The organism is Kitasatospora sp. NPDC004531, assembly GCF_053602195.1.
Genome location: NZ_JBSGDD010000098.1, coordinates 1 through 25,101, shown reverse-complemented (window position 1 = coordinate 25,101; position 25,101 = coordinate 1). Strand labels below are relative to the sequence as shown.

Annotated in this window: 21 protein-coding genes; 13 read left to right on the top strand and 8 right to left on the bottom strand. The window is 74.6% G+C overall.

The features are described from left to right. Positions 1–61 precede the first annotated feature (61 nt). On the bottom strand, positions 62–1,696 hold the full coding sequence (locus ACWEMJ_RS28830) for an AMP-binding protein (RefSeq protein WP_452140045.1): 1,635 nt from the start codon (positions 1,694–1,696) through the stop codon (positions 62–64). Positions 1,697–1,897: 201 nt separating this feature from the next. Here ACWEMJ_RS28830 and dhbA point away from each other — a divergent pair, with 201 nt between their 5' ends. The 7 genes from dhbA to ACWEMJ_RS28795 all read left to right on the top strand — a co-directional run bounded on the left by dhbA (position 1,898) and on the right by ACWEMJ_RS28795 (position 15,457). After that, entirely contained in the window at positions 1,898–2,680 is a 783-nt protein-coding gene (dhbA, locus tag ACWEMJ_RS28825) for a 2,3-dihydro-2,3-dihydroxybenzoate dehydrogenase (protein WP_452140044.1), read from the top strand. A 204-nt stretch (positions 2,681–2,884) separates the two neighbouring features. Next, entirely contained in the window at positions 2,885–4,063 is a 1,179-nt protein-coding gene (locus tag ACWEMJ_RS28820; protein ID WP_452140043.1) for an isochorismate synthase, read from the top strand. Continuing rightward, entirely contained in the window at positions 4,060–5,694 is a 1,635-nt protein-coding gene (locus ACWEMJ_RS28815) for a (2,3-dihydroxybenzoyl)adenylate synthase (protein ID WP_452140042.1), read from the top strand. Before ACWEMJ_RS28820 ends, ACWEMJ_RS28815 begins: the two co-directional genes overlap by 4 nt. A gap of 8 nt (positions 5,695–5,702) precedes the next feature. Then, complete coding sequence (locus ACWEMJ_RS28810) at positions 5,703–6,338, top strand: isochorismatase family protein (protein WP_452140041.1); 636 nt, start codon at positions 5,703–5,705, stop codon at positions 6,336–6,338. 16 nt (positions 6,339–6,354) lie between these two features. Then, positions 6,355–6,840, top strand: coding sequence for a GNAT family N-acetyltransferase (locus tag ACWEMJ_RS28805; RefSeq protein WP_452140040.1), 486 nt, complete (start codon positions 6,355–6,357; stop codon positions 6,838–6,840). A 296-nt stretch (positions 6,841–7,136) separates the two neighbouring features. Then, entirely contained in the window at positions 7,137–10,646 is a 3,510-nt protein-coding gene (locus tag ACWEMJ_RS28800) for a right-handed parallel beta-helix repeat-containing protein (protein WP_452140039.1), read from the top strand. After that, complete coding sequence (locus ACWEMJ_RS28795; protein WP_452140038.1) at positions 10,643–15,457, top strand: CHAT domain-containing protein; 4,815 nt, start codon at positions 10,643–10,645, stop codon at positions 15,455–15,457. Before ACWEMJ_RS28800 ends, ACWEMJ_RS28795 begins: the two co-directional genes overlap by 4 nt. Before the next feature lie 11 nt (positions 15,458–15,468). Here ACWEMJ_RS28795 and ACWEMJ_RS28790 read toward each other — a convergent pair whose 3' ends face one another. From ACWEMJ_RS28790 to ACWEMJ_RS28780, 3 genes are all read right to left on the bottom strand, one after another. Beyond that, positions 15,469–15,678 (bottom strand): hypothetical protein, encoded by a 210-nt coding sequence (locus tag ACWEMJ_RS28790; protein ID WP_452140037.1) that lies wholly within the window; start codon positions 15,676–15,678, stop codon positions 15,469–15,471. Continuing rightward, positions 15,632–16,318, bottom strand: coding sequence for a DUF6338 family protein (locus tag ACWEMJ_RS28785; protein ID WP_452140046.1), 687 nt, complete (start codon positions 16,316–16,318; stop codon positions 15,632–15,634). Before ACWEMJ_RS28785 ends, ACWEMJ_RS28790 begins: the two co-directional genes overlap by 47 nt. 152 nt (positions 16,319–16,470) lie before the next feature. Next, on the bottom strand, positions 16,471–17,298 hold the full coding sequence (locus ACWEMJ_RS28780) for a hypothetical protein (RefSeq protein ID WP_452140036.1): 828 nt from the start codon (positions 17,296–17,298) through the stop codon (positions 16,471–16,473). A 68-nt stretch (positions 17,299–17,366) separates the two neighbouring features. On the opposite strand from ACWEMJ_RS28780, the gene ACWEMJ_RS28775 reads away from it, so the two are divergent. Beyond that, positions 17,367–17,954, top strand: coding sequence for a histidine phosphatase family protein (locus ACWEMJ_RS28775; RefSeq protein ID WP_452140035.1), 588 nt, complete (start codon positions 17,367–17,369; stop codon positions 17,952–17,954). Positions 17,955–17,956: 2 nt separating this feature from the next. Here ACWEMJ_RS28775 and ACWEMJ_RS28770 read toward each other — a convergent pair whose 3' ends face one another. From ACWEMJ_RS28770 to ACWEMJ_RS28760, 3 genes are all read right to left on the bottom strand, one after another. Further along, entirely contained in the window at positions 17,957–19,333 is a 1,377-nt protein-coding gene (locus tag ACWEMJ_RS28770) for an FAD-dependent oxidoreductase (protein ID WP_452140034.1), read from the bottom strand. Next, a complete protein-coding gene (locus tag ACWEMJ_RS28765; RefSeq protein ID WP_452140033.1) occupies positions 19,330–19,761 on the bottom strand; it encodes an ester cyclase in 432 nt (143 codons plus the stop codon). Before ACWEMJ_RS28765 ends, ACWEMJ_RS28770 begins: the two co-directional genes overlap by 4 nt. A gap of 89 nt (positions 19,762–19,850) precedes the next feature. Beyond that, the gene (locus ACWEMJ_RS28760) at positions 19,851–19,997 is read right to left on the bottom strand and encodes a hypothetical protein (protein ID WP_452140032.1); all 147 of its coding nucleotides are present in this window, start codon (positions 19,995–19,997) and stop codon (positions 19,851–19,853) included. Between ACWEMJ_RS28760 and ACWEMJ_RS28755 the strand changes: the two genes are divergently transcribed. From ACWEMJ_RS28755 to ACWEMJ_RS28745, 3 genes are all read left to right on the top strand, one after another. Then, the gene (locus ACWEMJ_RS28755) at positions 19,996–20,493 is read left to right on the top strand and encodes a peptidylprolyl isomerase (protein ID WP_452140031.1); all 498 of its coding nucleotides are present in this window, start codon (positions 19,996–19,998) and stop codon (positions 20,491–20,493) included. The genes ACWEMJ_RS28760 and ACWEMJ_RS28755 overlap by 2 nt on opposite strands. Positions 20,494–20,684: 191 nt before the next feature. Then, positions 20,685–21,107 carry an NUDIX domain-containing protein gene (locus ACWEMJ_RS28750; protein WP_452140030.1) on the top strand — a complete coding sequence of 141 codons (423 nt, stop codon included), beginning with the start codon at positions 20,685–20,687 and terminating at the stop codon, positions 21,105–21,107. Between the two features lie 227 nt (positions 21,108–21,334). Continuing rightward, entirely contained in the window at positions 21,335–22,606 is a 1,272-nt protein-coding gene (locus ACWEMJ_RS28745; protein WP_452140029.1) for an RICIN domain-containing protein, read from the top strand. 75 nt (positions 22,607–22,681) lie between these two features. Here the strand turns inward: ACWEMJ_RS28745 and ACWEMJ_RS28740 are convergent, their stop codons facing one another. After that, positions 22,682–23,098 carry a hypothetical protein gene (locus ACWEMJ_RS28740; RefSeq protein WP_452140028.1) on the bottom strand — a complete coding sequence of 139 codons (417 nt, stop codon included), beginning with the start codon at positions 23,096–23,098 and terminating at the stop codon, positions 22,682–22,684. Positions 23,099–23,358: 260 nt separating this feature from the next. Here ACWEMJ_RS28740 and ACWEMJ_RS28735 point away from each other — a divergent pair, with 260 nt between their 5' ends. Both ACWEMJ_RS28735 and ACWEMJ_RS28730 read left to right on the top strand, forming a co-directional pair. Continuing rightward, positions 23,359–24,123 (top strand): hypothetical protein, encoded by a 765-nt coding sequence (locus tag ACWEMJ_RS28735; protein WP_452140027.1) that lies wholly within the window; start codon positions 23,359–23,361, stop codon positions 24,121–24,123. 602 nt (positions 24,124–24,725) lie between these two features. Then, positions 24,726–25,025, top strand: coding sequence for a hypothetical protein (locus tag ACWEMJ_RS28730; protein WP_452140026.1), 300 nt, complete (start codon positions 24,726–24,728; stop codon positions 25,023–25,025). Positions 25,026–25,101 lie beyond the last annotated feature (76 nt).

The following is a 25,101-nucleotide window of genomic DNA, read 5'->3' as shown; positions in this document are numbered from 1 at the left end:
GCGGTCCGGTGGGTGAGTGCCCTTGTACTTCGCCGGCCGGACCGCCCCTTCCCGCGCGCCGTCAGCCGCGGTGCAGCAGCCGGGCGGCCTGTTCGCGCATCTCGACCTTGCGGATCTTGCCGGTGACGGTCATCGGGAACTCGTCCACCACGTGCACGTAGCGCGGGATCTTGAAGTGGGCGAGCCGGCCGGCGCAGTACGCGCGCACCGCCTCCGCCGTGAGCGGGCGGGCGCCTTCGCGCATCCGCACCCAGGCCATCAGCTCCTCGCCGTACTTCTCGTCGGGGACGCCGATCACCTGGACGTCGAGCACGTCGGGGTGGGTGTACAGGAACTCCTCGATCTCCCGGGGGTAGAGGTTCTCGCCGCCGCGGATCACCATGTCCTTGCTGCGGCCGGTGACGGACAGGTAGCCGTCCTCGTCCATCACGGCGAGGTCGCCGGTGTGCATCCAGCCGTCGGCGTCGATCGCCTCGGCGGTCTGCTCGGGCTGCGCCCAGTAGCCGAGCATCACCGAGTAGCCGCGGGTGCACAGTTCGCCGGTCTCGCCGCGCGGCACGGTCCGTCCGGTGGCGGGGTCGACGACCTTGACCTCCAGGTGCGGTCCGACCCGGCCGACGGTGGAGACCCGGCGTTCGATCGAGTCGTCGGCGCGGGTCTGGGTGGAGACCGGCGAGGTCTCGGTCATGCCGTAGCAGATGGACACCTCGCGCATGCCCATCCGGCCGATGACGTCCTTCATCACCTCGATCGGGCAGGGCGCGCCGGCCATGATGCCGGTGCGCAGGCTGCTCAGGTCGTGGTCGTCGAAGTGCGGGTCGGCGAGTTCGGCGATGAACATGGTGGGCACGCCGTACAGCGAGGTGCACTGCTCGGCGGCGACGGCGGTCAGGGTGGCGGAGGCGTCGAACGCGGGGGCGGGGATGACCGTGCAGGCGCCGTGCGAGGTGGCGGCGAGGTTGCCCATCACCATCCCGAAGCAGTGGTAGAACGGCACCGGCACGCAGATCCGGTCCTGCTCGGTGTAGCCGCACAACTCTCCGACGAAGTAACCGTTGTTGAGGATGTTGCGGTGCGAGAGGGTGGCGCCCTTGGGGAAGCCGGTGGTGCCCGAGGTGTACTGGATGTTGATCGGGTCGTCGGCGGCCAGCTCCCGCTCGATGCCCTCCAGCACCGCCGGGTCGCCCGCCCGCCCCGCCAGCAGCAGCTGCTCCCAGTCCGGGCCGTCCAGCAGCACCACGTCGGCGAGGCCGGCGCAGCGCGGGCGGACCTCCTCGATCATGGACGCGTAGTCGGAGCTCTTGAACTCCCTTGCGGCGACCAGCAGTCGGACGCCGGCCTGGTTGAGGACGTACTCCAGCTCGTGCGAGCGGTAGGCGGGGTTGACGGTGACCAGGATCGCGCCGAGCCGGGCGGTGGCGTACTGGGTGAGCGTCCATTCGGCGCGGTTGGGGGCCCAGATGCCGACCCGGTCGCCGCGGCCGACGCCGCGGGCGCGCAGGCCGAGGGCCACCGCGTCGACGTCGGCGGCGAGTTGGGCGTACGTCCAGCGGCGGCCGGTGGCGCACTCGACGAGCGCCTCGCGGTCGGGGTGGGCGCGGACGGTGCGGGTGAGGTTGGCTCCGACGGTGTCGGCGAGCAGCGGGGTGCCGGTGGGGCCGGCGGAGTGGCTCGGCCGGCGCGGGGCGTGCGACACGGGGGCCTCCTGGGCGCGGTGGTGCGGGCGGAAGGGTACCCATGCTGGCCATCGGGCGGGCCGTTGACCAGTCTCCAGGTGGGGGTGGCGCGATGGTTGACGGTCGGTCCGGACTCCCGCCCGAGCGAAGGTTAGGCTAGCCTGACCTAACCAGGGCGCGGGCCGTTCGATCCGCCGCGTCCGCGTACCCGGGAGCCCGCCATGCCGTTCGCCGCCAGCAGCCCAGCCGCCGCCACCCCCGACACCGGGGACGGCTTCGGCGGCCGGGTGGCGCTGGTGACGGGCGCCGCGCAGGGCATCGGCGCGGCGGTCGCGGCGCTGCTGGCGGCGCGCGGGGCCACCGTGGTGGGCTGCGACCTGCGCGGCGGGGCGTCCGGCGTCCGGGAGTTGGACGTCACCGACGCGGCGGCCGTGCAGGCGCTGGTGGCGTCCGTCGAGGACGAGCTCGGCCCGGTGGAGGTGCTGGTGAACGTCGCGGGCGTGCTGCGGCCGGCGCCCGCGCTGGAGATCGCCGACGCCGACTGGCAGCACACCTTCGCCGTCAACACCACCGGCGTGCTGCACACCTGCCGCGCCGTCGGCCGCCGGATGGCCGACCGGGGGCGGGGCTCGATCGTCACCGTCGGCTCCAACGCCGCCGGGGTGCCGCGCACCGGCATGGCCGCGTACGCCGCGTCCAAGGCCGCCACCGCGATGTTCACCCGCTGCCTGGGCCTGGAGCTGGCCGGCTCCGGGGTGCGCTGCAACCTGGTCTCGCCCGGCTCCACCGACACCGCCATGCAGCGCGGCCTGTGGACCGACCCGGACGCCGAACTGCGCGTCCTGCGCGGCGACTTGGCGGGCTACCGGGTCGGCATCCCGCTCGGCCGGATCGGCGCGCCCGAGGACGTCGCCGAGGCCGTCGCCTTCCTGGCGGGCGACCGGGCCCGGCACATCACCATGCACGACCTGTACGTAGACGGCGGCGCGACGCTGCGCGCCTGAGCACGACCGCCGCCCCGACCTTCCCGCCTGCCGGCCCCGGCCCGGCCGGGCCCCGCACGCCTGACGCCCCCACCGCTTCCCCGACCCGCCGCCGCGCGGCGCGCCCGGCTGCCCCCGGGCCGCTCCGTCGCGCCCTCCCGCCTCCCCTCCCGTCACCTCACCGCCGTGCCGGCGCGCACCTCCGCGCCGGCGGAACGGAGCAGCATGACCACCGCCTCCGACCTTCGACCGCCCGCCACCAGCGGCAGCCCGCTGCTGGACGCCTACCGGCCCGGGCCGGACCGGGCGCTGCTCGCCACCCCGACCCGGACGCTGCTCGCCGAGGGCGTGCACCGCACCGTCGAGGACCCCTCGGCGGCCGACGGCGTGCTGGCCGGGGCCCGGCCGGACGGCGGGCAGCGGCTGCTGGTCGGGGCGATACCGTTCGCGCCCGGCGCGCCCGCCCGGCTGTTCGTGCCGCAGCGGGTGCGCACCGCGGGGCCGGTGACCGCTCCGGGCCCTTCGGCGGCTCCGGCGGGCCGGGCCTGGCGCAGCCGGGCGGTGCCGGACCCGGACGGCTACCGGTCGGCGGTGGCGCGGGCGGTGCGGCGCCTGGCCGGGGCCTCCCCGCTGGAGAAGGTGGTGCTGGCCCGCACCCTGGAGCTGACCGCGCCCGGCGGCGCGGACCTGGCGGCGATGGCGGCCCGGCTGCTGCACCGCGACCCGCACGGCTACACCTTCGCCGTCCCGGCGGGCGGCTCCGCCACGCTGGTCGGCGCGAGCCCCGAGCTGCTGGTGTCGCGGCGCGGCGCACGGGTGGTGTCCAACCCGCTGGCGGGCTCGGCGGCACGCAGCGCCGACCCGGTCGAGGACCGCCGTCGCGCCGAGCAACTACTGTGCTCCGCCAAGGACTTGGCCGAGCACGCGTTCGTGGTGGACGCGGTGCGCGAGGCCCTCGCGCCGTACTGCGCCGAGCTGGTGGCGCCCGCGCGGCCGACCCTGCTGCGCACCGCCGCGATGTGGCACCTGTCCAGCACCGTGACCGGCCTGCTGCGCGAACCGTCCACCAGCGCCCTGGAGTTGGCGCTCGCCCTGCACCCGACCCCGGCGGTGTGCGGCACCCCGACCGGCCCGGCACGGGCGGCGATCGGCGAACTGGAGCCGTTCGACCGGGGCCTGTACACCGGCGTGGTCGGCTGGGGCGACGCCTCCGGCGACGGCGAGTGGGTGGTGACGCTGCGCTGCGCCGAGGCGGACGGCGACCGGCTGCGGCTGTTCGCGGGCGCGGGCGTGGTCGCCGCCTCCGACCCGGAGCGCGAACTCGCCGAGACCACCGCCAAGTTCCGCACGCTCCTGGACGCGCTCGGCCTGGCCGACACACCCGCTCCGGAGGACGCCCGATGAGCAGCCTGTACCCCGCGGACGTCGCCGCCCGCTACCGGGCGGCCGGCTACTGGACGGGCGAGCCGCTGGACGCGATGGTCCGCCGGCACGCCGCCGCCACCCCCGACCGGATCGCCGTCACCGACCGTGCGCAGCAGTGGAGTTGGGCCGAGCTGGACGCCCGGGCCGACCGCCTGGCGACCGGCCTGCTGGCCCGCGGCCTGCGCAAGGGCGACCGGGTGGTGCTCCAACTGCCCAATGTGGCCGAGTTCTTCGAGGTGTTCTTCGGCGCGCTGCGGGCCGGGGTGGTGCCGGTGATGGCGCTGCCCGCGCACCGCCGCGCCGAGATCTCCTACTTCTGCTCCTTCGCCGAGGCCCGGGCGCTGTTCGTGCCGGACCGCCACGAGGGCTTCGACCACCGGGAGTTGGCCCGCCAGGTGCGGGCGTCGGTGCCGCGGCCGCCGGAGGTGTTCGTGGTCGGCGAGGCGGGCCCGTTCACCCCGCTCGCGGCGCTGCGCGCACCCGAGGCGCTGCCGGTGGCGGACCCGCCGGCCTCCGGCGACCTGGCGTTCCTCCAGCTGTCGGGCGGCTCGACCGGCCTGCCGAAGCTGATTCCGCGCTGCCACGACGACTACCTGTACAGCGTCCGGGCGTCCGCCGAGATCTGCGAACTCGGCCCCGACACGGTGTACTTGTGCGCGCTGCCGGCGGCGCACAACTTCCCGCTGTCCTCGCCGGGCACGCTCGGCGCCTTCTTCACGGGCGGCCGGGTGGTGCTCGCCCCCGACCCGTCCCCGGCGACCGCGCTCGCCCTGATCGCCCGCGAACGCGTCACCGTGACGGGCGTGGTGCCGCCGCTGGCACTGGCCTGGGCGAGCGCCGCCGAGGCGGGCGGGTACGACCTGTCCAGCCTGCGGCTGCTCCAGGTCGGCGGGGCGAAGCTCAGCGAACAGGCGGCGCGGCGGCTCGGCCCGGCGCTCGGCGGCGGCCGGCTCCAGCAGGTCTTCGGCATGGCCGAGGGCCTGGTCAACTACACCCGGCCGGAGGACGACGAGCACACCGTCCGCACCACCCAGGGCCGGCCGATCTCGCCCGACGACGAGGTCCGCGTCGTCGACGACCAGGACCGCGAGCTGCCCGACGGCGTCCTCGGCCACCTGCTGACCCGCGGCCCGTACACCGTCCGCGGCTACTGGCGGGCCCCCGAGTACAACGCCCGCGCGTTCACCGCCGACGGCTTCTACCGCACCGGCGACCTGGTGCGCCGCCTGCCCACCGGGCACCTGGTGGTGGAGGGCCGGGCGAAGGACCAGATCAACCGGGGCGGGGAGAAGGTCGCCGCCGAGGAGGTGGAGAACGTGCTGCTCGCCCACCCCGCCGTCCACGACGCCTCGGTGGTCGCGGTGCCCGACCCGTACCTGGGCGAGCGCAGCTGCGCGTACGTGATCCTGCGCCCCGGCGCCGAACGGCCCCGCCCCGTCGAGCTGAAGGCGTACGTCCGGGCCGCCGGGCTGGCCGAGTACAAGGTGCCCGACCGGGTCGAGTTCGTCGACGCGTTCCCCGGCACCGGCATCGGCAAGGTCAGCAAGAAGGACCTGCGCGCCGCCTCGCACCGCCCCTCCCACCGCCCCTCCCCCGACCCGAAAGGCTGATCCGCGCCATGGCCCTGCCCGCCATCGAGCCCTACCCGCTGCCGCTCGCCGCCGAGCTGCCGCCGCGCCGCGTCCCCTGGCGGGTCGAACCGGCGCGGGCCGCGCTGCTGGTGCACGACCTCCAGCAGTACTTCCTGGACGCCTTCCCGCCCGCCGGGCCGCCGCTGGAGCCCGTCCTGGCGCACACCGCCCGCATCCTGCGCTGGGCACGGGACGCCGGGATGCCGGTGTTCCACTCCCACCAGCGGGGCGGGCAGAGCGCCGAACAGCGCGGCCTGCAACGGGACTTCTGGGGCCCGGGCCTGCCCGCCGAGCCGCGCGCCGAGTCGATCGCCGCCCCCGCCGCGCCCGCGCCCGGCGACCGCTCGGTGCTCAAGTGGAAGTACAGCGCGTTCGTCCGCACCGACCTCGCCGAGCAGCTCGCCGCGCTCGGCCGCGACCAGCTGGTGATCGTCGGCGTGTACGCGCACATCGGCGTCCAGCTGACCGCCGCCGACGCCTGGCAGCGCGACCTCCAGGCGTTCGTGGTCGCGGACGCCGTCGCCGACTTCTCCGCCGAGCACCACCGCGAGGCGCTGCGCTGGGCGGCGGGCACCTGCGCCGTCGTCCTCACCACCGACCAGCTGCTGGGGGACGCCCCGTGACCACCCGTCCGGCCCGATGAGCGCCGCCACCGCGACGGCCCGGCCCGTCGCCGTCCGCACCGACCTGCGGGACGCCGACGCGCTGTACGCCCTGTCGCTGCCGTTCCTGCGCGACGGGACGCTGCGGGCCCGCACCCGGGACGCCTACCGGCGCAGCGCGGACACCTTCTTCGTCGTACGCGGCGCGGGCGCCGAACCGGACGCCTGCGCCGCGCTGCGGCAGCTCCCCCACCACCCCGGCCACCCGCCGACCGGCGTCCTGCACAACCTGTGCGTGCGCGCCGACCGGCAGGGCCTCGGGCTGGGCTCGCTGCTCGTCACCGCCGCCCTCACCCACGCCCGCCGCACCGGCCTGCGCACCGTCCTCGCCGCCACCACCGGCCACGGCGCCCTCTTCCGCCGCCACGCCTTCACCGAGATCCCCCCGACCGCCGCACCCCCGCCCTGGGCCGCCGAACTCGACCCGTCCCGCGGCTCCCGGGTCTACCGCCGCCTGCTCTGAACCACCGCCACGTCCCCGACCTCCCGCCACCCGCCCCCCACAGCGCAGCGCCACACGCCGTCCCCGACCTCCCGCCGCCCGCCCCCCACAGCGCAGCGCCACACACCGCCCCCGACCGAGCTCAGCCGCCGTCCCCTTCCCAACCTCCCGCCCTGCACAGCGCAGCGCCACACGCCGTCCCCCGGGCGGTGAGTATCGTCAAACCGTGTGCCCCCGGGCGGAGTTCGCTGATTTGATGGGGCGAAGGGCAGTCGACGATCGCGGGGGGCGCGATGGGGCAGGTCAGGTTGCGGTCGGTGGCGCAGTACCGGCGCCTGCGGGCGGCCGTCGCGCTGTTCGCGTTCGGGGCGTTCACCGGGTGCGCGCTGCCCGTGCTGGGCGGGGCGGTGGCGGAGCCCGTCCCGGCGGTGGTCGACCTGCTGGCGGCGGCGGTGTGGGCGGTGGTGCTGGTCGGGCAGGGCCTGCGGGCCTTCTCGCCGGTCACGCTGGTGGCCGATCCCGGGTACCTCGAACTGCGCGGCGGCCTGCGGAAGGTGCGGCTGCCGTGGGGCGCGATCGACGGCATCTGCGTGCTGCCGGTGCGCGGCGGCCCGGCCGCGTCCGAGGGTCCGCAGTTCCGGGCGGCGCTGATGGTGCGCACCTCGCAGGGCATCCCGGCGGGGTTGACGGGTCGCGGTCCGCTGCGCTGGTCCGCGCCGTGGCAGGGCGTGCTGCTCGACCTGGCGCCGCTGGCGGTGTCGATGGAGCGGCTGGACGAGGTGCTCGGCCCGCGGGCGGCGGACAAGTGGCGCGGCGCGACCCGGCTGCCGGACGGCCCGGGCACGGCCTCGGTGTTCGCGGCGGGGGCGCTGCTGTCCTGGCCGGCCCGGGTTCTGCTGCGCATGCAGGGCATGCTGGTGCTGGTGCTGACGGCGGCCTCGCTGTTCGCGTTGCGCTCCTTCGACGCGTTCTTCGGGCAGCCGGTGCTGGTCGTGCCGGCGCTGCTCGTCGCGGCCACGTTCGGCGTGCGGCGGGCGATCCTGCGGCTGTCGCGGATCTGCATGCTGCGGGTGGGGACCAGGGGCGTGGTGGTGACCGTCGGCGGCCGGGAGCGGACGCTGCCGTGGTCGGACATCGCCTCGCTGGAGACGGTGCGGCGCACCATCCCCAACGGTTCGGCGCAGATCGAGCTGTCGTTCGTGGTGGCCCGGCTCAACGAGGGCGCGGCCCGCCCGGCGCCGCTGCCGCACTGGTCGTTCCGCTCGCCGCTCGACGACGGGCAGGCCGTCGAGCTGCTGCCGCTGCACTCGGCCGCGTACGCCCGGATGCACGGACTGACCGTCTATCCCGCCCAGTTGGCGGACGCGCTGGCCCCGTACGGCGCGAACCTCGCCCCGGGGCAGACCCGGCGCGCCGAGTCCGTCGCCGGCGAGGCCGTCACCGTCCGGGTCGGATCGGGCCGGGGCTCCGCGCACCGCACCCTGGCGTCGGCGCTGCGCGCCGCTCCGCGCGACCGGCCGCTGCGCCTGGTGGTCGAGCCGGGCCGCTACCGGCAGGCCGGGCCGCTGGCGCTGGCCGGCACCGTCGAGGTGGTCGCGGCGGAGGGCGGCGGCGAGGTGGTGATCGAGGCGCCCGAGCAGTCCCCGCTGGAGTGCGAGGGCGACATCACCTTCGAGTCGGTGACGGTGGAGGGCCGGGGCGCGGTCGCCGTGCACGTCACCGGCCGGTTGGAGCTGCGGCGCTGCCGGGTCGACGGGCCGGGTCAGCACGCGCTGCTGGCCGCGCAGGGCGCGGAGCTGACCCTGCGGGAGTGCGAGGTCGTCGGCGGCCTGACCGAACTCCTGGGCGCCAACGGCACGTTCGAGAGCACCGTGTTCCGCGCCGCGCGGGAGCACGCGGTGGCGCTGCGGGACCGGGCGAAGGCCCGGCTGGTGGACTGCACGGTGACGGACAGCCGGGGCCGCGGCGTCCAGGTGACCGGCTCGGCGGTGGAGATCCGGGGCTGCGAGTTCCGGGGCCTCGGCGACGCGGCCCTCGCCGCCGGCGACCACGCCGAGGTGCAGATGCTGGGCTGCCGGGTCGAGGAGATGCACGGCACCGGCCTGGCCTTCGACCGGCAGTCGCGCGGCACCGTCCAGGACACCACCGTCAGCGGCGCCACCACCGGCCTGCTGATCGCCCGGGGCGCGGACCCGAAGTTCCGGGACTGCCTGTTCGCGCACTGCCGCGACAGCGGGGTCGTCGTCGAGGACCAGGGCCGGGGCCGGCTGGAGCGGTGCCGGATCGAGAACGCCGGACGGCAGGGCATCGGCGTCGCCTCCGGCGGCGTCCCCGTGGTCGAGGACTGCGCGGTCGCGTTCGGCGGCACCGGCGTCTCCGTGCACAAGGCCCGCGGCACCTTCGCCCGGCTGCGGGTCCACGACCAGTCCGAGAGCGCCGTCCAGATCCAGGAGGGCTCGGTGGTGGAACTCTCCGAGCTGCGCCTGGAGCGCTGCCACGACGGCATCCGGGCGCTCGGCACCGGCGTGACGGTCCGCGTGCAGGACGCCGTCGTCGCCGACATGAGCGGCTCGGGCCTGCTGCTGGAGAACAGCGCCCGCGCCACCGTCGAGCACCTCACCGTCGAGCGGGCCGGCCTGTTCGGCCTGAACTGCCGCGACGACAGCAAGCTCACCGCGAGCGACTGCAAGGTGACCAGGGCCGGCGAGGTCGGGCTGCTCGCCCTCAGCAACACCGCCGTGGAGATCACCCGCCTGGAGATCTCCGCCAGCCGGGGCCGGGCCGTCCGGGCCCGCAACACCAGCCAGCTGGTCCTCACCGTGGTCCGGGTGCACGGCGCCGGCAGCGACGGCATCAGCATCGAGGACGACGTGTACGGCTCGCTGACGGACGTCGAGGTCACCGGCTGCGAGGGCGAGGCGATCGCCGCCAACGAGCGCGTCCAGCTGGAGAACGTCCGCACCGGCGCCACCGCCGAGGACATCCTCCGGCCCGAGGCCGGCCCGCTCGCCGAACTCCAGCAGATGATCGGCCTGACCGAGGCGAAGCGGCAGGTCGGCGTCCAGGTCGACCTGCTCCGGCTGGCCCGCTGGCGCTCCGACGCCGACCTGCCGCCGCCGCCCCGGGCGCACCACCTGGTCTTCTCCGGGCCGCCCGGCACCGGGAAGACCACCGTCGCCCGGCTGTACGGCCAGATCCTGGCCGGGCTCGGCGCGCTGAAGAAGGGCCACGTGGTGGAGGTCGCGCGCGGCGACCTGGTCGGCGAGTACCTCGGCCACACCGCGCAGAAGACCCGCCAGGCGTTCGACCGGGCCGCCGGCGGCGTGCTGTTCATCGACGAGGCGTACAGCCTGGCCCGGCGCTTCGGTAGCGGCAGCGACTTCGGCCAGGAAGCCATCGACGTGCTGACCAAGCTGATGGAGGACCACCGCGACGACACGGTGGTCATCGCCGCCGGCTACACCGAGGAGATGCGCGCCTTCCTCGACTCCAACCCGGGCCTGCGCTCCCGCTTCTCCCGCATCCTCGAATTCGACCCGTACGACCCCGGCGAACTCACCGAGATCGTCGCCCGCGAGGCCGAACGCCACACCTACCGCCTCGACCCCGCCGTCACCGACCGCCTCCTCGAACGCTTCACCCGCCGCGAACTGCGCGGCGACCCCGCCAACGCCCGCGACGCCCGCACCCTGCTCGAAGAGATGGTCGAACGCCAGGCCACCCGGCTCGGCTCGGCCGCGACGGGCGCGGGCGCGCCGGCCCCGAGCCGGGACGAGCTGATCCTGCTGCTCGCGGACGACATCCCCGAGGAGAGCATCCGCCTGTGACTCCCGACGAGGCACTCGCCCTGATCTCCGCGCACCTCGACCCGGCGATCGAGGACCCCGCCGAACTCGCCTGGTTCGACACCGCCGAGGCCGCCGGGGCGACGTCCGTGCTCCGGGCCGGCGGGGTGCCGCCCGGCACCGAACTCCCCCTCGAACACGCCTTCCTGCTCGGCTACGGCGACCTGTTCGCGTTCGCGGCGGGCGACGCGCGCGACCTGGGCCTGCTCGGCGAGGGGCTGCTCTGCCTGCTCGTGGTCCGCCGCCACCTGCCCGAACGCGTCTCGCCCGAGCTCGCACCGGTGCTGGCGGTGGCGGCCGGGGAGGACGACGGGCACACCCCCGAGGTCGGGCGGGCGCACTTCGCCGGGATGGCCCTGATGGTGGCCTTCCAGCGGTGGCGGCACCCCGGCACGCCGGCCCTCGCCGTCCGGCTGCTGCGGCGCGCCGCCGCCGACTGCCCGCCGGACACGCCCCTGCACGGCACGGTGCTGTCCGCGCTGTCGGTGGCCCAGCTCAACGACTGGCTCGACCGGGGCGACCCGGCGCCGCTCGCCGAGGCCGTGCGGACCGGTCGCGCCGCCGTCGCGGCCGTGCCCGACACCGCCGTCGAGCAGGCCCGCCGCCACGGCAACCTGGGCACCGCGCTGCGCTTCTGGTCGGACGCCGCGATCGCCGAAGGGGCGGTCCGGGAGGCCGCGGCGGAGATCCGCACCGCGCTGCGGCTGTGCCCGCCGGACGATCCGCAGCAGTCCTGGCTGCGGCTCGAACTGGGGCTGGCGCTGGCCCAGGCCGCCGTGCTGTTCGGCGACCGCACCGGCCTGCCGGAGGCCGTCGAGCTGCTGCGGGAGGCGCTGCGCGCGGTCGAGCCCGCCGCCGCGCAGGAGCCGACCGAGCGGGCCGCCTGCGCGGAGCGGATGTGCCACCTGGGCATGGCGTTGATCGCCCAGGGCACGGCGGACTCCCTCGCCGAGGGCATCGCGCTGTGCCGACGGGCCGCCACGGACGCGCCCACCCCCGGCGCCCGGCTCCAGTACCTGCACAATCTCGGCCTCGCCCTGCTCGGCTCCACGACCGACCCCGCCGAGCTCGCGATCGCACTCGCCGCCGCGCGGGAGGCCGCCGAACTCGCCCCGCCCGACAGCCCGATGTTCGCCGAAACCCGGGTGATCCTCTCCCGCGCCCTGGCCTTGCGCCATCTGGCCCACCGCCGCCCGGAGGACCTGGCGGAGGCCGTCGCGCTGGCCACCGAGGCCTACCGCGCCACGCCGCCCGAGCTCCCGGCGCGCCGGCTGGAACGGGGGGCCGCGCTGGCGGAGCTGCTGGCCCTGCGGGCGGAGGCCGACGGCGACGACCCGTCCGCCGAACCGGTCGCGCTGCTGCGCCGGGTGGTGGCGGAGAACCCCGACCGCACCGCCGAACGCGCGCGGGCGCTGCGCCACCTGGCCGACGCGCTGCTCGACTCCCCGCTGCCCGGCGACCGCGACGAGGCCCTGGAGCTCTACCGGGAGTGCCTCGAACTCCCCTCCCCGGAAGGGGACTTCGAGGCCGAGGTGAGCTTCGTCCTGGGCCTGTCGCTGGCCGACCGGGCCGCCCCGGAGGACGCGGACAGCTGGGACGAGGACACCTGGCAGCGGGGCGTCGCCCTGATGACCCACGCCCTCGCCCTGCTGCCGGCCGGCTCCCCCCTGCGGCCCGGGCTGGCAGCCCGGCTCGCCATCCACCGGGTGCGGCGCAGCGAGCACACCGGCGACCCGGACGACCGCCGGGAGGGGATCCGGCTGCTGACCGCGGCGGTCGCGACGGACGGGCAGTGCGCCCCGGCGGACCGGGTGCGGCACCGGACGCTGTTGGGCGCCGCCGTGCTCGGGCTCGCCGACCAGGGCGGCGAGCTGGCGCCCACGGTGACGGGGCCGCTCCAGGAGGCCCTGGACCTGGCCGCCGCGGACGATCCGCAGCGGATCCTGGCGAGCACGCTGCTGGGCAACGCGCTGGCCACCGTCGCCTGGTCGCACTCGGACGCCGCCGCGCTCGACCGGGCGTACCGGCTGCTCGCCGAGGCGGTGGCGGTGCCCGGCGGGGAGGTCGACCACCGGGCCGAGTGCCTGTCCGTGCTGGGCCGCGTGCTGCGCCTGCGGTTCCACCTGCACGGCGACCCGGCGCTGCTGGAGCAGGCCGTCGAGCGGTACCGCGAGTCTCTCGCGCTGACGGAGCCGCAGGTCGACCCGACGGCGCTCGGCGGTCTGGCGGCGTGCCTGGCCAACCTGTACGGCCACCGTCCGGACCAGGGGCTGCGCGTGGAGGCGATGGCGCGCTGCCGCGCGGCGCTGGCCGGTCTGCCGGAGCACCACGCGGAGCGGGCCTCGCTGCTGGCCGACCTCGGCTACCTGGAGTGGTCGGTGGCCGCCGAGTCCGGTTCGCCCGAGGAGCTGGACGCCGCGCTCGCCACCCTGCGCAGCGCCGTCGCCGCCGCGCCGGACCGCCACGACGACCGGGGCCTGGCGCTGACCAACCTCGGTGTCGCCCTGCTCGACCGGGCGAACCGGACCGGCGACCGCAGCTGGGAGATCCAGGCGGTGCAGGTGTTCGGCACGGCCCTGGAGCACACCGGTCCGGGCTCCGCGCAGCGCCCGCTGGTGCTGAACAACCTCGCGATGGCGCAGTTCGACCTGTCGGTGACGACCGGGGACGCCGCGCTGCGCGAGCGGGCGTTCGCGCTGCTGGCCGAGGCGGCCGCGGACGGTCCCGGCATGTCGCCGGCCCGCGAGCGGGCGGCGCTCAACCTGGCGCTGCTGCGGTACCAGCAGGCCCGCGCGACCGGGGACCTCGCGGACGCCGTCGAGGCGTACCGCCGGTTCGAGGACCTGGTCGGGCAGTTCGACCCGTCGAACCCGCTGCGCCCGCTCGCCCTGGCGCGTTTCGCCGACATCGGGGTCGGGCTCGCCGAGCTGCTGGAGCAGCGTCCCGCCCTGCGGGTGTGGCGGCAGGCCGCCGCGGCGGCCCGGGAGGCGCTCGGCGCGCAGCCCGGCAGCACCGACCCGGTCTGCGCGCTGGCACGGCGGGCGCTGGTGACGGTGCAGGTGCGGCGGGCCGCGCACGGCGATCAGGTCGATCTGGCCGAGGCGACCCGGCTGATCCGGCAGACCGCCGAGGACCCGGCGTTCCCGCCGCACGTCCGTCTGCAGGCGGCCCGACTGTGGGGCGCGCTGGCCGCCCGGACCGGCCGGTTCGCGGAGGCACTGGCGGGCTTCTCGCACGCGGTGGCGCTGCTGCCGGTGGTCGCGCCCCGTCAGCTGGCGCGGCTCGACCAGGAGGACCGGCTGAGTTCCGGCCGGGGCCTGGCCAGTGCAGCGGCCGCGTTGGCGATCCGGGCCGGCGACCCGGCCCGGGCGCTGGCACTGCTCGAACAGGGCCGGGGCGTGCTGCTGGCGCAGGGCCTGGACAACCAGGGCGACCTGTCGCGGCTGCGCGAGCTCGATCCGGCGCGCGCCGCCGAGTTCGAGCAGATCCGGGACCGGCTGAGCCAGGAGCACCCGCTGGCCTCGCTGTCCGCCGCCGACGCGTTCTTCCTCCAGGGCGCCGGCGACCCCACCGCCGCCGCCCTGCGCGACGCGGAGGAGCGCCACGCGCTGTCCCGCCGGTGGGACCAACTCCTCGACGAGATCCGCACGTTGCCCGACCTCGACGACTTCCTGCGGCCGCCGACCACCCGTCAGCTGCTGTCGGCGGCGGACCGCGGCCCGGTGGTGGTGGTCAACGTCAGCGAGTTCGGCTCGGACGCCCTGATCCTGGCCGCCGCGCCCGGCCGCGAGCCGCGCCTGGACGTGGTGCCGCTGCCGGACCTCACGCCGGAGGACGTCGCGGCGGCCGCGCAGTCCTTCACCGAGCAGTGGGTGGACGTCGCCTACGGGGACGAGGGGCCGGCCCGGGCCGCCGAACTGCGGGCCCTGCACCGCGGGCTCCTGGACTGGCTGTGGGACGCCCTGGCCGCGCCCGTGCTGAACCGGCTCGGCCTGCGCGGCACGCCGCTGGACGGGGAGGAGTGGCCGCGCCTGTGGTGGTGCCCGACCGGGCGGCTGGCGTTCCTGCCGCTGCACGCCGTCGGCAAGGGCCGGAACATTCCCGGCACCTGGGTGATGGACCGGGTGGTGTCCTCCTACACCCCGACCGTCCGCTCGCTGCTGAGGGCCCGCCGCCGCACCGCCGCGGCCGCCCGCAGGCGTCCCGCGCCGCTGGTGGTCTCGCTGGCGCACACGCCGGGCGGCCCGCCGCTGCCGGGCGCGGAACCGGAGGCCGCGCTGGTCAGCGAGCTGTTCCCCGACGGCCTGCGGCTGGACGGCCCGCAGGCCACCGTCGAACAGGTCCGCCGGGAGCTGTACCGGCACCCCTGGGTGCACTTCAGCTGCCACGGCCTCACCGACCCCGACAGCCCGTCGAACAGCGGGCTGATCCTGCACGACGGGCGGCTCACCGCGCTCGACATCTCCGCGCGCCGCCCGGTCGACGCCGAACTGGCCTTCCTGTCGGCCTGCTCGACGTCGCAGGTCGGCAGCGACCTGCCGGACGAGGCGGTGCACCTCGCGCCGTCCTTCCAGCTGGCCGGGTTCACCCACGTCATCGGCACCCTGTGGTCGGTCTCCGACCGGGTCGCGCAGCACGTGACCGGCGAGTTCTACGCCGACCTGCGCGCGGACGCCGAGCGCGGCCGGCCGTTCGACCCGGCGCTGGCGCTCCACCGCACCGTCCGCGAGCTGCGCCAACGCCTGCTGCCCGCACCGCACTTGTGGGCCGGGCACGTCCACATCGGGCCCTGAGGGCCGTTCGGTCAGGACGCCCGCGGGCCGCTGTTCTCCGGCGGCTCGGGCTCGCTCTTCGCCGTGCCCGAGCCGCCCTCGGGGCCCTGCTCGGGCTCCGCCGCGTCGCCGGAGATCCGGAAGATCCGGCGGGCGACGCGGGGCTCCTCGATCAGGCTCTCCAGCGACAGGTCGTCACCGCTGCGCCCCTGCTTCTCGTTCCGGCCGTCCCGTGCTGTCATCGTCCTGCTCCCTCCGTGCCGCCGGCACCGGCGCCGCCAGCAGCTCCAGCACCTCGATCTCGCTGCCCTTGACGTACACCCCGGTGCTACCCGCCACCCGGGCGAGGAACGCGCCGTCGCCGTCCAGCCGCCACTGCGATTCCAGATAGATGTCCTGCGGCTGCGGGAACGCCGACACCGCCGACCGCGACCCCAGCCAACCGCCCACCCACAGACCGCCCTTGAGCCGGATCCGGACGAAGCACGGCTCCCGGTCCGCGAACAGGAAGTCCCACGCCGTCGGGGTCGGCTCGTAGTGCGCCCGCTCCCGGCGGCTGCGCACGGCCGCCGCCGCCCACGCCAGCGCCGACGGCACCACCACGACCAGCAGCAGCACCGCCAGGCCCGCCTGCCGCGGATGCTTCAGCACCCCGGCCAGCGGCCCGCCTTCGTCGCCCCCGCCGCCGTTCAACAGCCGCGCCAGCCACGGGCCCGCGACCACCGCGTACAGCGCGTCCAACAGCCCGCTGATCGCGATCGCCCGCAACGCCCGGTTCTGCGGCTCCTGCTCAGACGCCCGCGGCCCGCGCAGCCGGTCGGAGACGGCCTGGTAGAAGATCCCCGGCAGCACCAGCGCCACCAGAACGGCCAACTGCTGCACCGTACTCGGAACCACCGACCCCCGCCCCTCCCACCCCTGCCCCGACGCTGCCCCACCCTAACCGAGCAGCCCCGACTCCGCGCCGCTTCCCCGGAGTTGCCGCCCGCCGGCCGGCCCCCGCGCCCCTCCACCCACCGCCGCCCGACCCGCCGTCAGGCGCTCTCGGTCCCGGGCGGCGGGATCGTCCAGCGCAGGATCGTTCCGCCGGTGGCGTCCGGGGCGAGGGCGACCGGGTGGACCTGGCCGAGGTCGCGGCCGCCGTGGTGGGTCATCGCGTGGTCGGCGGGTTCCCAGTCGATGCCCAGCATCCGGCAGCCGCCGACCTCGATCGGTCCGGCCAGCAGGGGGTGGCTCGCGGCGGTCTGCTGGAAGCGGTGGTAGTCGGTGTGCGGCTCGACCGAGACCGCGACCCCGTCGCGTCGCAGGCCGCCCCGCCACACCTCGATCTCGGCGGCGAGCGCCTGCGCCGCCGCCACCGGCAGGTCGCGCAGGACGAACGGCCCGCCCTCGGCCGCCCGCTCGCCGCCGAACCGCGCGTGCGCGTCGTCCGCGTGGAGCCCCCAGTAGCCGACGTCCGCGAGCCCGTCGGCCGGTTCGCCCTCCAGGCCGATCCACGCGTCGAGTGCCACGCCGTCCCCGAGGACCATGCCGCAGCGGTCGACCGGCAGCTCCCCGAGCGGAATCGGCGCGTCGCCGGGCCCGCGCCACGGCAGCGCGAGGTCGACGTCCAACTGCGCGATCACCGGCTCCTCGGTGTACCAGGACAGCCCGGTCCGCGCCCGCACCCGCAACGCCCGGTCCGCCGCCGCCGGGACGGCCATCGCCTCGCACTCGCCGTCCCACAGGTGCCCGCCGCCGGCGGCCGCCACGGCGGCCGCCCGCACGGACAGCGGCTGCCCCAGCTCGGGCCAGTAGTCGATCCACGACGCCATCCCGAGGACGAGCACCCCGGACGGCGCCGTCACCTGTCCCAGCTCCACGCATTCCTCATCCACCCGCTGATCATCCCGCAGCCGGCCGGTCGCATCGTCCGCTACCCTGCTCGGCCATGGGCGAGTTGACAGTGATCAGGCACGGCCAGACCGAGTGGAGCCGCTCCGGACGGCACGCCGGACGGACGGACGTTGCGCTGACGGCGGCCGGCGAGGCCTCGGCCCGGGCGCTCGCCCCTCGACTGGCCGAGCGCCGCCTCGTCGCCGTCCTCAGCAGCCCGCTCGGCCGCGCCCTGCGGACCGCCGAACTGGCCGGCCTGACCGGCGTCGAGGCCGACCCCGACCTGCTGGAGTGGGACTACGGCGGCTACGAGGGCCTGACCGCCGAGCAGATCCAACAGGCCCGCCCGGGCTGGGACTTGTGGCGGGACGGCGTCGTCCCCGGCGACGCCGACCACCCCGGCGAGGACCTCCACCAGGTGGCCGCCCGCACGGACGCCGCGCTGCGGCGGATCCGCCCGCTGCTCGCCCACGGCGACGTCGCCGTCGTCGCCCACGGCCACCTGGCCCGCATCCTCACCGTCCGCTGGCTCGGCCTCGACCCGTCCGCCGCCGCCCTGCTCGGCCACCCGCACCCGGGCTCCCTGACCACCCTCGCCATCGAGGACGGCCGCCCGGTCCTCGCCGCCTGGAACGTCCCGTAGCCTCAGGAACTGCCCTTCCCCCGGGGCCAGTTGCGCAGCGTCGCGGCCAGCACGTGCGGCCGGGCGAGCGCGGCGGGCGAACCGGTGAGGCTGACGGCGTTCCAGACGGCCGTCGCGACCTTCGGGTCGGTGGCGGCGGCGCGCATCGTGGCGTCGAAGGACTTCCCCAACAGGGCGGCCAACGCCGGGCGGGTGCCCGGGACTTGGGGCATGGCGCGGTCGGCCGCGGTGGCGAACAGCCAGGACAGCCGCAGGGCTTTCGCAGCGGACCGGTAGAAACGCCGCGGGAGGTCCCGGGTGCCGTCGGCGAGGCAGTTCCGCAGGGCGGCGGCCTCCAGTGCGGCGACGGTCATTCCGGCCCCGTAGATCGGGTTCAGGCTGCACAGCGCGTCGCCGACGGAAATCAGCCCGTCCGGGAGGCGGCGCAGCCGCTGGAAGTGCCGGCGCAGCGAGTGCGGATAGCCGAACGAGGCGATTCCGGTGACCGGTTCGGCCCGCCGGATCGCGTCCCACATGTCGGCGGTGGCCAATTCCCTTGCGAATTCCAGGAATTCGGCGGCTTCGGTGGGCGGGTGGTGGGGGCGGCCGAATCCGTAGAGGGACAGCACCCAGAGGTCGTTCTCCTGCTGGGTGAGGACCAGGCCGCGCGGGCGGGCGGGGGTCGCGCCGACCAGCAGCGCCCGGTTCGGGCCGGCCGTGCCCGCGGGGATGCGGTAGCGGCGGCTCGCGTAGCCGACATCGACCCGCAGGCGTTGCTCAACGGGCTTGCGGTGTCCGAGAGTTGCGAGCCAGGCCGCGCCCCGTCCGGCGCGTCCCATGGCGTCCACGACCAGGTCGGCTTCGAGGTCCTCGCGACTGTCGCCGCGGGCCACCCGGATGCCCGTCACCCGGGTGCGGTCGGGGGCGGCGAGGGGCGCGACGGCCTCGTGGCCGTCCAGCACGGTGAGGTTGGGCGCGGCGCAGACCTTGGCCCGCAGGCGTTCCTCCAGGAAGGGGCGGCCGGCCTGGAGCACCGTGCCCACCGGGACTTTGCTCAGCAGGGAGCCGAAGAACACGATGTCGACCTCGCTGAGCGCGGTGACCAGGCTGGCGCCGTCGGCGGCGAGCTCGTCGATGAAGCCGGGGAAGAACTCCTCCAGCACGCCCGCCCCGCGGACGGTCAGCGAGTGCACGTGCGCGCCCTGCGGGACGCCGCGCCGGACGGCGCCGTCGGCGGCGAGCTCGTCCCGTTCGACCAGCGTGACCCGCTCGAACGTCTCCGACAGGACCCGGGCGGCGCAGAGCCCGGCGATCCCGGCGCCCAGCACCACGGCGTGGCCGGTGCCCAGCACCACCGCGTGGCCGGTGCCCGTCCGCGCGCCTCGGCGCGCCGGGTTCACCGGGCGGTCCGATCTGCGGCCGGGGCGCCGAGCTGGGCGAGGATGCCCGCGAGGTCGTAGTGGAAGAGCAGGTGGCCGATCCGCCCGTCCGGGCCGACCCGGGCGAGGGCGGCCCCGCGGACCCGGAACGTCCGCCCGACGGCCTCGGCGGGCCAGCCGCCGGCCAGCGCCCGGCGCACCGTCCCGCTCGCCCGGTAGGCGAGGATCTCGCGGTCGCCCGCGACGATCAGCTCCTCGACGTCCATGACGCAGTCGAGCGCGTCGAATCCCGCCGCCTGCTTCTCGAGGACGGCGCTCCGCCCGTGCAGGTCCCAGCCGAGGGCGGGCTCCTCGTGGTGGACCTCCTCGGCAAGGCAACTCGCCATGCCCGCAAGGTCCTTGGCGTTGAGTGCGGCCACGAACCTCGCCAGGGCCTCTCCGCCGGCCATCCCTCTTCCTCTCCGACGCGACGACAGATCGGTTTCCGCGCGCGGCCGACTGCTCCGCCGTGGGAGGCCGTGCCCGCAATCCCGGCCGATCACACCTTGCGACCGAATTCGCACGCTCGGCAATCGTCCATGCCCGCATCACCAGCATTTCCGACCGCCGTTGAGAACTTCTGCGCGAACTCCCGACCGATGCGTTTTTGGCACGTGACCCGGACAAATGTCACGATGACCGCCATGACTACCAAGGTTTACTTCGACATCACCATCAACGACGAGGCCGCCGGCCGCATCGTCTTCAACCTGTTCGAGGACGTCGTGCCGAAGACCGCGGAGAACTTCCGCGCGCTGGCCACCGGCGAGAAGGGCTTCGGCTACGCCGGCTCCTCCTTCCACCGCGTCATACCCGCCTTCATGCTCCAGGGCGGCGACTTCACCCACGGCAACGGCACCGGCGGCAAGAGCATCTACGGCGAGAAGTTCGCCGACGAGAACTTCCAGCTGAAGCACGACCGCCCGGGCCTGCTGTCGATGGCCAACGCCGGCCGCAACACCAACGGCTCGCAGTTCTTCATCACCACCATCGTCACCGACTGGCTCGACGGCAAGCACGTCGTCTTCGGCGAGGTCGCCGACGAGGACAGCATGGCCCTCGTCAAGAAGATCGAGTCCCTCGGCTCCCAGAGCGGCAAGACCAAGGCCAAGATCACCATCGCCGCCTCCGGCCAGCTCTGACCCACCCCGGGGGCTCCTCCCACCGGCGGACGAGCCCCCGCCCCCTCCTCCGTTCCTCCGCTCCTCCGCTCCTCCGTCGACGCCCGCGCCGAACGAGCAGGCCCGGCGTCCTTCGCAGCCGCCCGGTCGTTGCACAGCAATGACAGCCGGCCGCCCCGCGACCGAACGCCACCACCACCACGGAGACCGCCATGAAGGAACGCGTCCGCGCCGTCCTGCTCACCGACCGCGGCACGATGCTCGTCATCACCCGCGTCCGCCCCGGCATCCCCCCGTACCAGGTGCTCGTCGGCGGCGGCGTCGAGGACCAGGACACCGACCTGGAGCACGCCCTGCTCCGCGAGATCCGCGAGGAGATCGCCGGCACCGCCACCGACCTGCGCCCCTTCCTCCGACTCACCAGCGACAAGGGCGAGATCGAGCACTTCTACACCGCCCGCATCAGCACCTGGAACTTCGACGACCGCAGCGGACCCGAGTTCTCCCGGGACGACCGCGGCACGTACCTGCTCGACGAAGTCCCCCTCACGGCCGACGCCGTCAACGCCCTGAACCTGATGCCACCCGGGATCAAGACCGCCATCCTGGACGCCCTCGCCGACGAGACCCTGTAGCCGCACCGGGGCTTCCGGCACCGAGCCGCGATCCCGGAGGCCTGCTCACCCGGTGTCCGACCGGACGAGGCGTGGCCGACCGTACGCGAGGGAGTACTTTACGTGTCGGCGCAGTCCCTCCGTGAGTGCCGAGCCCGGGCTCCGGCCTGCGCACGTGCCCCGACCCGAAAGCGCCTCTTCGCGCCGGTAACGACCCGTCACGGTGCGGCGGGCAGGAAGGACCTCGCATGTCCCGCTCCTCGGCAGTACGGCGCTGCGGCGCCGTCGTGGCGGCCGTGGCGCTGCTGCTGTTCTCGCCGTGGCCGACACCGGCGTCGGCCGTCGACTTCGGCCTCGGCGGCAACGTGTCCGTCCACTGGTCGTTCCCTGCCACGCCGTCCGGCGGGGTGAAGGACATCACCTTCCCGATGGCGGTCAACCCCGCGAGCGAGCAGACCGGGCTGTACTACGCCCAGCAGTTCTGGTTCGGCAACAACCTGAACGGCTACACCGGGCTGCAGCCCCAGCAGACCAGCGGTGCCTCGCAGCGGTTCCGGGCCGTCTTCTCGGTGTTCGCGTCCGGCGGCGCCGGCACCCCGGGGAACACCTCCAGCAGCGACCCCAACTGCCGGCCGGGCGCCGACGCCGGCGCCGGGCAGTCCTGCGCCGTCCTGTTCGACGCCACGTACGGCCACACCTACAACCTCACGGTGAAGCGGACCGGGACCACCTCCACCACCGACACCTGGTCCGGCGACGTGTACGACTCCGCCGGCACCCACCCGCTCGTGGCCCACATCGGCAGTTGGACGCTGCCGAGCGGCCTGCTCAAGGGCTCGGGCGACGGATTCGTCGAATACGTCAACTACAACGCCAACAGCACCTGCGCGCACAACACCGTCTCCGACGTCTACTTCGGCGGCCCCAGCACCACGGACGTGGGCGGCCTGTCCGGCACCGTCAGCGACGCCAAGGAGTACGGCAGCTGTGCCGGCCAGTCCAACTTCGCCGCCGCGTCCGCCGGTTCGGGCCGGCACGTCGTCCGCGGCTTCATCACCGTCAGCCCCTTCAGGAACGCGTCCTCCGGCCTCTGCCTGGACGTTCCCTCCAACAGCCCGGGCGCCCGGACGGACATCGCGACCTGCGACGGCTCGTACCAGCAGCTCTGGGGGTTCATGCCTGACTCCCCTGCCCTCGCCAGCCCCCCGGTGCCCACCACCCCGCTCAGCCCCCAGGGCGTGATCCAGGGCTTCCTGCAGTCGGGAGTGCAGGACACCTCAGGCAACTACCTGTGCCTGGACAACAACTCCCAGACCACCGCGGGCGGCAAGGTGATCGTCTGGCCGTGCAGCTCCGACAACACCAACCAGCAGTGGCAGCTGTACCCCGACGGCACCCTCCGCAGCACCAACTCGGGCCTGTGCATCGACCCCGCCGGCACCGCGCCCGGCACCCTGCTCACCCAGCAGACCTGCACCGCCAGCACCGCCCAGACCTGGCCCCGGGGAGCCAACGTCTGACCCCGAACCGAAACGGCCCGTCCGCCCCGGGACGCTCCCGCCCCGGGGCCAGGGGTCAGTCCGCAGGGCCGGGGATCAGTCCGCGGTACAGCCCCAGTAGCGGACCTCCGCCAGCCGGTCGTCGCGACAGAGCACCGTACAGCGACCCCGCCCACGCCCGATCGGGTCGAGCAACCGCTGCTTCGCGGCCTCCCACTGCTCACGGGTCGGACGGCCGTCGGGAGCCCAGGCCAGGACCTCGGCCCGGGACAACGGACGCATCACGAAGGGGACTTCGTCGTCGGTGACGGCCAACTCGTAGAAGTCCAGCACCGTACCGGTCCCCCCGGTCGCGATGTACTCCTGCCACCCCGCGTCGCGCCACAACTCGACGATGCCGAGCCCCGGAAACCCCCGATCGTCCTTCACCAGCTCCAGCTCCTGCGCCTGCCGAAACGCCGCCACCAGGTCCTCCTGGTACGGACCGGCCATCGTCCACTGGTTGCCACCCACCGTCGAACCTCCCCTCGATCACTGCCCTCCGGCTTCACCGCAGGCTAGCCACCATCTCCGACAGCTGCCGACCGGCCGGGTTGGCCGTTGGGCGGACGACGGGTGGGCGGCGGCGGTAGCGTGCGGGCATGCGGATCGCTGAACGCCTTTGGTTGGCAACGGTCTTGGGGCTCTTCTGCTTCGCGGCGAGCGGGTGTTCGGGGGGAGGTTCGCCGGCGGCGGACGCGGGCTCCGGCAGCGGTTCGCCAGGGGCCGCAGCGGTGGCCGATGTCGAGGGCACGGAGTTCGGATCGGATCACGTCCGGCAGATCGTCGAGTCGGTGTACGTGCCCGGCACGGCGGGGCTGCACGGCGGAGAGGTGTTCCGCCCCGGGCCGGGGAAGCCGCTGGCCCTGTCGCCCTGCCGGGTGGAGCAGCCGATGTCCGGGGTGCGGGTCGACGACCGGATCCGGGTCGGGTCTGCGACGGTGCCCGTGCCGGCGGCGGTCTACGAGTTGCGGGTCGCGGCGGTGCCGGACGGGATGTGGGCGAGCGTGTACGTGCTCGCGCCGGGCGCGGACACCACGAAGCTGCTCGTGGACCTGCTGGCGGCGGGTCAGTCGTGCGGGTCGCGCACGGTCGCGGCCGCGGACCCCTCGTCGCGGGCCTCCGCCCGGGTGGTGAGCACCTCGTGGACCACCACCGGAACGGACGGTCCGGGGGTGGCGGTGATCACCGCGTCGGCACCCGAGGCCGGCGCCACGGCTCCGCCGAAAGGCCCGAACTGGACCATCGGGCCGGACGGAAGACTCGCACCGGACGGCGACCTGACGGCCTCCCGCACAGCCGGCCCGGGGTTCCTCGACTACGGCGAGGCCGTGTTCTACGGCACCAACGGCCGGATCCTGGTCGAGCTGACCACGGTCGGCCAGAACTCTCCCACGGCGGGCTCAGCGCCCAGCACCCCGGCCATGGCGGAGGCGTACCCGGCGGCCCAGCGGGCACTGAAGGAACTGCTCGCCGGATTCCGCGGCCTGCCTGACTGACCTTCACCATCGCCTCGGCATCGCTCGTACCGCCTTCCTCACCGCCCCCTTCGGCTCAGAGACGCCAACTCACCACGCAGCGTGAAACCCGACAGCATGCCGAACAAAGCGGACACCAGCCGCCCAACGGCCGCCAAGTCACCATGTGAGGCTATTTCGATGCGAAGAGGTGCCATTGCGAACTATTGGCCACAATAGCCATCTGTCCGAAATTCGCGGTCGAAAACCGTGGCCGAACAGGTAGGCGAGCCTAAAAGTACGGATGCATGCCTGACTGCCAGTCAAGTTGGTCTTCGTGAAGATCTCGATTCGCATGTGATGATCACCGAAACCCAGTGGGATGTAACGTGGAGCGATCCGTGCGGAGGGGGAGGCTGCGTGGGCGGACCGCAACTTTTCTCTCCATTGGCATAGTGGCGGGCACGTTCGCGATACCGGCACTTACGGTAACAACAACCCCCTCACCCGCAGCGACCCCACTGGACCCCCTATCGGCGATCTGTTCAACCAGGCAGAGCAGCTTACTTTTGCTTCTGAATAGCTTGCCGAAGCGCTCGCGGCAGCAGACACCAACACGCACCCAATGGATCGTACGACTGCAAGTGAAGGAGAACGTTCCAACCCCGGATGCCAATAAGGATTGCACGCCTGACCTCGAGAATCTCCGTCAGGACGGCAAGAAGGCCGTCCTTGGATGGACAATCTGGGGTCCGTACAGCGTTCCTGATGGAAATTCAGTGGTCGACCCGGGCGAAGGGGCGGTGATTTACGGAAATCTCAACGACAGGAAGACACCCCAGCCCACCGGAGGGGCCGCGCAACAGTCGCAGGCGGCTCGTGTTCCCACCGCACTCCCCGGCCAGGCCTGGGTACTCACTGCCGTACTGAAGTTGAATGTGTGATGTCGCTCGGACGGGTGAAGTCGTAGCGTTCGTCTGCCGGCGGAGGGTCGAGCCCGGTAGTCGTGTGCTGTGAGGT

Excerpts from the sequence above, each read along its gene's own strand:
- ACWEMJ_RS28815 (WP_452140042.1), top strand. The coding sequence starts at position 4,060 with ATGAGCAGCCTGTACCCCGCGGACGTCGCCGCCCGCTACCGGGCGGCC.
- ACWEMJ_RS28805 (WP_452140040.1), top strand. The coding sequence starts at position 6,355 with ATGAGCGCCGCCACCGCGACGGCCCGGCCCGTCGCCGTCCGCACCGAC.
- ACWEMJ_RS28755 (WP_452140031.1), top strand. The coding sequence starts at position 19,996 with ATGACTACCAAGGTTTACTTCGACATCACCATCAACGACGAGGCCGCC.
- ACWEMJ_RS28810 (WP_452140041.1), top strand. The coding sequence starts at position 5,703 with ATGGCCCTGCCCGCCATCGAGCCCTACCCGCTGCCGCTCGCCGCCGAG.
- ACWEMJ_RS28760 (WP_452140032.1), bottom strand. The coding sequence starts at position 19,997 with ATGGCGGTCATCGTGACATTTGTCCGGGTCACGTGCCAAAAACGCATC.
- ACWEMJ_RS28745 (WP_452140029.1), top strand. The coding sequence starts at position 21,335 with ATGTCCCGCTCCTCGGCAGTACGGCGCTGCGGCGCCGTCGTGGCGGCC.
- ACWEMJ_RS28750 (WP_452140030.1), top strand. The coding sequence starts at position 20,685 with ATGAAGGAACGCGTCCGCGCCGTCCTGCTCACCGACCGCGGCACGATG.
- dhbA (WP_452140044.1), top strand. The coding sequence starts at position 1,898 with ATGCCGTTCGCCGCCAGCAGCCCAGCCGCCGCCACCCCCGACACCGGG.
- ACWEMJ_RS28820 (WP_452140043.1), top strand. The coding sequence starts at position 2,885 with ATGACCACCGCCTCCGACCTTCGACCGCCCGCCACCAGCGGCAGCCCG.
- ACWEMJ_RS28765 (WP_452140033.1), bottom strand. The coding sequence starts at position 19,761 with ATGGCCGGCGGAGAGGCCCTGGCGAGGTTCGTGGCCGCACTCAACGCC.
- ACWEMJ_RS28775 (WP_452140035.1), top strand. The coding sequence starts at position 17,367 with ATGGGCGAGTTGACAGTGATCAGGCACGGCCAGACCGAGTGGAGCCGC.
- ACWEMJ_RS28790 (WP_452140037.1), bottom strand. The coding sequence starts at position 15,678 with ATGACAGCACGGGACGGCCGGAACGAGAAGCAGGGGCGCAGCGGTGAC.